Here is a 5047-nt window from a genome sequence, read left to right on the forward strand (position 1 = left end):
CCTGGAGGCCGGGCCGCTGCTGCGCGCCCGGCTGCTGCGCTTTGCCCCCGACGCGCACGTGCTGCTGCTGGTGATGCACCACGTGGTGAGCGACGGCTGGTCGCGCGGGGTGATCGTCCGCGAGATCTCGGCGGCGTACACGGCGTTCGTGAACGGGACGCGGGCGGACCTGCCCGCGCTCCCCGTGCAGTACCCGGACTACGCCGTCTGGCAGCGCGGGCGGATGACGGGCGAGCTGCTCGATTCCCAGCTCCAGTACTGGACGGACACGCTGGCCGGCGCGCCCCCCGCGCTCACGCTGCCCACGGACCATCCTCGTCCCGCCGTGCAGACGTTCGCGGGCCGCACGCACCACTTTCGCCTGCCGGACGGCGTGGCGGATGCGCTGCGCGAGATCGCGCGCGAGGAGAGCGCGTCGCTCTTCATGGTGATGCTGGCGGCGTTCAAGACGGTGCTGGCGCGCTACAGCGGGCAGACGGACCTCGTCGTCGGCACGCCCGTGGCCAACCGCGGCCGGGCGGAGACGGAGGGGCTGGTGGGCTTCTTCGCCAACACGCTGGCCCTGCGGACGGACCTGGCGGGCGATCCCACGTTCCGCGAGGCCGTGCGCCGCGTGCGCCGGACGGCGCTGGGCGCGTACGAGCACGAGGAGCTGCCCTTTGAGCGGCTGGTGGAGGCGCTGCACAGCGAGCGCAGCCTGGGCCGCAACCAGGTGTTCCAGGTGATGTTCCTGCTGGACGAGGCGCCCCTGCGCCCGTTCACCCTCCCCGGGCTGCGCCTGGTCCCCGCGGACGTGGACACGGGCACGTCCATGTTCGACCTGACGCTGGGCGTGGAGCGCGCGGACGACGGGCTGGTGGCGCGCATCGAGTACGCCACGGACCTGTTCGACGCGGCCACCATCGAGCGCATGGCGCGGCAGCTGTGCGTGCTGCTGCGCGCCGCCGCCGCCAACCCCGACGCGCCGCTCTCGGCCCTGCCCCTGCGCGCGGCGGACGAGGGCGCCCTGCTGGCCGCGTGGAACGCGACCGATGCGGCGTATCCCGCGGACGCGTGCGTGCACGACCTGTTCGCCGCGCAGGCGGCGCGCACGCCGGACGCCGTGGCGCTCGTCCATCGCGGCGCGCGGACGACGTACGGGGAGCTGGACGCGCGGGCCAACCGCCTGGCCAACCACCTGCGCGGCCGCGGCGTGGGCCCCGAGTCGCGGGTGGGCGTGTGCCTGGACCGCACGCCGGAGATGCTCGTCGCCCTGCTGGCCGTGCTCAAGGCCGGCGGCGCGTACGTGCCGCTGGATCCCGCCCTGCCGCGCGAGCGCCTGGGCTTCATGGCGCAGGATGCCCGCGTCCGCCTGGTGCTGACGGCGTCGGATCTCGCGGACCGCCTGCCGGACGCCGTGGAGCCCGTGGCGCTGGACGTCATCCGCGACGCGCTCGCGGCGGAGCCGGCGGAGGCGCCGGAGAGCGGGGCGCACCCGGAGAACCTGTCGCACGTCATCTTCACGAGCGGATCGACGGGCCGGCCCAAGGGCGTGATGATCCGCCATTCCGCCACCGTGGCGCTGCTGCACTGGATGCGCGACCACGTCTCGGACGAGGAGCGTGCGTCCGTTCTCGCATCGACGTCCATCAACTTCGACGTGAGCGTGGCGGAGATCTTCGGTGCGATCTGCTGGGGCGGCACGCTCGTCCTGGTGGAGAACGCGCTGGAGCTGCCGTCCGTGGCCGATCAGCAGATCCGCTACGCCAGCATGGTCCCGACGGCCGCGGCGGAGCTGCTGCGCTCGGGCGGCATCCCGGCGAGCCTGCGGACGATGAACCTGGCCGGCGAGGCGCTGCCCAGCGACCTGGCCCAGGGGCTGTACAAGACCGGGTTTGTGGTCAAAGTGGGCAACCTCTACGGGCCCACGGAAGACACCAGCTACTCCACCTTCGCGCTGGTCCCGAAGGGATCGGACCGCGTGCGCATCGGCCGGGCGCTGGCCAACTCGCGGGCGTACGTGCTGGACGCGCAGCTGCGGCCGGCGCCCGTGGGCGTGGCGGGCGAGCTGTACCTGGCGGGCGCCGGCCTGGCGCGCGGCTACGAGGCCCAGCCCGGGCTGACGGCCGAGCGCTTCGTCCCGGACCCGTTCGGGCCGGCGGGCGCGCGGATGTACCGGACGATGGACCGCGTGCGCTGGACGGCGGACGGCGAGCTGGAGTACTTCGGCCGCACGGACACGCAGGTCAAGGTGCGCGGCTTCCGCATCGAGCTGGGTGAGATCGAGACGTCGCTGCGCGCGCACCCCGCCATCGGTGAGGCCGTGGCCGTCGTGCGCGAGGACGCGCCGGGCGACCGGCGCATCGTCGCCTACCTCGTCGCCGCGCCGGGCGCGGAGGTGCCCGCCGCGACGGACCTGCGGGCGCACCTCAAGGCCCATCTGCCCGAGTACATGGTGCCGTCCGCGTTTGTCCCCATGGACGCGCTGCCGCTCACGGGCAGCGGCAAGACGGACCGCAACGCTCTCCCCGCGCCGGACGCGTCGGCCCTGCGCACGGCGGAGTACGTGACCCCGCGCACGGAGGCGGAGGAGGCGCTGGCCGCCGTCTTCGGCGAGGTGCTGGGGGTGGAGCGCGTGGGCATCCACGACGACTTCTTTGGCCTGGGCGGCCACTCGCTGCTGGCCATGCGCGCCGTGACCCGCGTGCGCGACGCGCTGGGCGTGGAGCTGCCCGTCCGCGCGTTCTTCGAGGCGTCCACGGTGGCCGGGCTGGCCCCGCGCATCGCGGCGCTGGCCCCCGCCACGGACGCGCCGCTGGTGCCCGTCCCTCGTCATCAGCCCCTGCCGCTCTCGTTCGCGCAGCAGCGGCTGTGGTTCGTGCAGCAGCTGGACCCCAGCAACGTCGCCTACAACATGGTGGGCGTCGTGCGGCTGGACGGCCGGCTGGACGCGGAGGCCCTGCGCCGCTCGCTGGACGCCTTGGCGGCGCGGCACGAGTCGCTGCGGACCACGTTCACGATGGGCGACGGCGAGCCCGTGCAGCACGTGGCGCCGTCGCTGCGCATCGACGTCGAGACCGTGGACCTGGCGGACGCGGCGGACCGCCGGGCGGAGACGGAGCGGCAGGCCGCGTTCGAGCAGGCCCGCCCGTTCGACCTGGCGGCCGGCCCGCTCGTCCGCGCGCGGCTCCTGCGCTTCGCCGACGACGCGCACGTGCTGCTGCTGTCCATGCACCACGTGATCAGCGACGGCTGGTCGCGTGGGGTGATCGTGCGCGAGATCTCCGCGCTGTACGCGGCCTTTGCCGCGGGCGAGGCGCCGAGCCTGCCCGCGCTCCCCGTGCAGTACGCGGACTACGCCGTGTGGCAGCGCGCGCGGATGGCGGGCGACCGCATGGCGCGCGAGCTGGCGTACTGGACGGGGCAGCTGGCCGGCGCGCCCCCCGCGCTCAGCCTTCCCACGGACCACCCGCGCCCGGCCCTGCAGACGTTCGCGGGCCGCACGCACCGCTTCGCGCTCCCCGCCGGCATCGCCGACGCGCTGCGCGGCGTGGCCCGCGAGGAGGGCGCCACGCTGTTCATGGCCCTGCTGGCCGCGTACAAGACGCTGCTGGCGCGCTACAGCGGGCAGTGGGACCTCGTCGTGGGCACGCCCGTGGCCAACCGCGGGCGGGGCGAGACGGAGGGGCTCATCGGCTTCTTCGTCAACACGCTGGCCCTGCGCACGGACCTGGGCGGCGACCCGTCGTATCGCGAGGCGCTGCGGCGCGTGCGCGAGACGGCGCTGGGCGCGTACGCTCACGAGGAGCTGCCGTTCGAGCGGCTGGTGGAGGAGCTGCTGCCGGAGCGCAGCCTGTCCCGGACGCCCGTCTTCCAGGCCATGTTCGTGCTGGACGAGACCCCGCTGCGCGCCCTGTCCCTTCCCGGGCTGGAGCTGGCGCCGGTGGAGGTGGATCCGGGCACGTCCATGTTCGACCTCACGCTGGGCGTGGAAGTCGGCGCGGAGGGGCTGACGGGGCGCATCGAGTACGCCACGGACCTGTTCGACGCGCCCACGGTCGAGCGGATGGCCGCGCAGCTGTGCGAGCTGCTGCGGGGCATCGCCGCCGCGCCGGACACGGCACTCTCCGCCCTGCCCATGATGCCGGCCGCGGAGCGCGCGCAGGTGGCGCGCTGGCTGGACACGGACGCCGCGTATCCCATGGGGCTCGTCCACGACCTCTTTGGCGCGCAGGCGGCCCGGACGCCGGACGCGCCCGCGCTGACGCACCGCGGCGAGACGCTGACGTACGCCGAGCTGGATGCGCGGGCGAATCGTCTCGCGAACCACCTGCGCGGCCGCGGCGTGGGCCCGGAGGCGCGCGTCGGGATCTGCCTGGAGCGCACGCCGGAGCTCATCGTCGGCCTGCTGGCCGTGCACAAGGCGGGCGGCGCGTACGTGCCCCTGGACCCCGCGTACCCGCGCGAGCGGCTGGGCTACATGATGGAGGACGCGGGCGTGCGCCTGGTGCTCACGAGCAGCGTCCTCGCCGAGCGCCTGCCGGAGGGCGCGGACGCGCTCGCGCTGGACGCCCTCCGCGATCAGCTCGCGGCGGAATCGGCGGACGCGCCCGCGAGCGGCGCCACGCCGGAGAACCTGTCGCACGTCATCTTCACGAGCGGATCGACCGGCCGGCCCAAGGGCGTGATGATCCGCCATTCGTCCACCGTCATCCTGCTGCACTGGATGCGGGAGGCCGTCTCGGACGAGGAGCGCGCGGCGGTCCTCGCATCCACCTCCGTCAACTTCGACGTGAGCGTGGGCGAGATCCTGGGCACGCTGTGCTGGGGCGGCCGGCTCGTCCTCGTCGAGAACGCGCTGGACCTGCCGTCCGTGGCGGACGAGGAGATCCGCTACGCCAGCATGGTGCCCACGGCCGCGGCGGAGCTGCTGCGCGCGGGCGGCATCCCCGCCAGCGTGCGGACGCTGAACCTGGCCGGCGAGCCCCTCCCCGCCGACCTGGCGCGGGGGCTGTACGCGCTGCCGGCGGTGGAGCGGGTGGGGAACCTGTACGGGCCCACGGAGGAC

General features: G+C 74.6%; 1 protein-coding gene. It reads left to right on the plus strand.

Translation table 11 applies throughout. The features are described 5' to 3' along the window. Positions 1-5047 (plus strand): non-ribosomal peptide synthetase (locus tag VFZ20_RS28865; protein WP_329687434.1); only part of this gene is annotated, 5047 nt, incomplete at both ends.

Origin of the sequence: Longimicrobium sp. (assembly GCF_036280135.1) — a bacterium.
In the GTDB taxonomy this organism is placed as follows: domain Bacteria; phylum Gemmatimonadota; class Gemmatimonadetes; order Longimicrobiales; family Longimicrobiaceae; genus Longimicrobium.